Source organism: Aeromicrobium sp. PFPM2_SD2 (genome assembly GCF_057364525.1).
The window spans coordinates 1-1,347 of the sequence record NZ_JBNFNZ010000574.1 but is presented as its reverse complement, the minus strand read 5'-3'; the positions used below and the strand labels follow the sequence as shown (position 1 = coordinate 1,347).

The window sequence follows — 1,347 nt, the reverse complement described above, 5'->3', positions numbered from 1 at the left end:
CGCGTCACGGCGCACCCAGGCCCGCGGCGGTTAGCACCTCGCGTCCCTCGGTGCCGGTGACCGCGTCGACGAAGCGCCGGGCGAGCTGCTCGTCGCCGCCGGCCAGCACCGCGACCGGGTAGCGGTTGAGGTGCTCGGCCGAGCCCGGGAGCTCGACGGTCTCGACCCGGTCGCCGGCCGACCGCGCGTCCGAGACGTAGACCAGGCCCGCCTCGGCGTCCCCCGCGGCCACCTTGCCCAGCACGTCCTTGACCGACTGCTCCTCGCTCACCGGGCGCACCCGCACGCCCAGGGCGTCGAGCACCTCGCGCGCCAGCGCCCCGCAGGGCACGACGGCGGCGCACACGACCGTGTCGACGTCGGCCAGGTCGGACGCAGCGGCCACCCGGGCCGGGTTGCCGGACGGCACGACGATGGTCAGCCGGTTGGTGGCGAAGACCTGCGGCTCGCCCGCCAGGGCGTCGTCCGGAACCTCGGCCATCGTCGCCTCGTCGGCGGTGGCCAGGACGTCGGCCGGCGCACCCGCCTCGACCTGTGCGACCAGGTCGGCCGACCCGGCGAACGACAGGCGCACGTCCAGGTCGGGGTCGTCGGCCTCGAGCTGCTCGGCGACCTGCGTGAACGGCTCGGTCAGCGACGCCGCGGCCAGGACGGTGAGGGTCTCGCGGTCGTCGTCCGCCCCCGAGCACCCGGCGAGCACCACGAGCCCCGCCGCCGCGAGGGCCAGGCGCCGCCTCACGCGGACCGCCCCGCGGTCTCGACGATGACGTTGGTCGACTTCACCACGGCCACGGCCACGCTGCCGGGCTCGAGCCCGAGGTCGCGGACCGCCTCGCTGCTCATGAGCGAGACGACGCGGAACGGGCCGCACTGCAGCTCCACCTGCGCCATCACCGTGTCGGTCCGGATGCTCGTCACGAGCCCGACGAGGCGGTTGCGCGCCGAGCTGGCACCGGTCGTCGGGTCGGGCACCGAGGCCGCCCGCTCCCGCGCCAGGACCGCGAGCGCATGACCGTCGACGACACGGCGTCCGGACGCGTCCGTGGAGGCGTCCAGCACGCCCTGGTCGACCCAGCGACGGACGGTGTCGTCGCTGACGCCGAGGAGGCGCGCGGCGTCCGAGATCCGAATCTGCGGCATGGACACGGACGCTAGCACGCAGGTGCGGCGCCAGCGCCCGGGAAGTACCGCGCTAGAGGGACGCGACGGCGCCGTCGGTGCGCGGGTCGTGGGCGCCTCGACCGGCCGTCCGGGGTGGCGCACGACCAGGCCGGCGTGGCCCATCGCCTCGTCGTGCCCGGGCAGCACGTCGACGTCGTGGCCGCGTCGCACCAGCTCGGCGACGAC

2 protein-coding genes are annotated in these 1,347 nt (G+C 75.9%); both read right to left on the bottom strand.

Features of this window, described 5'->3' with window-relative positions; genetic code table 11:
* Nucleotides 1-4 precede the first annotated feature (4 nt).
* Nucleotides 5-739, bottom strand: a complete 735-nt coding sequence (modA, locus tag AC2W7G_RS16465; RefSeq protein ID WP_485869384.1) for a molybdate ABC transporter substrate-binding protein — start codon at nt 737-739, stop codon at nt 5-7.
* On the bottom strand, nt 736-1,140 hold the full coding sequence (locus AC2W7G_RS16460; RefSeq protein ID WP_485869385.1) for a TOBE domain-containing protein: 405 nt from the start codon (nt 1,138-1,140) through the stop codon (nt 736-738). The genes modA and AC2W7G_RS16460 overlap by 4 nt, the downstream gene beginning before the upstream one ends.
* Between the last annotated feature and the right edge of the window lie 207 nt (nt 1,141-1,347).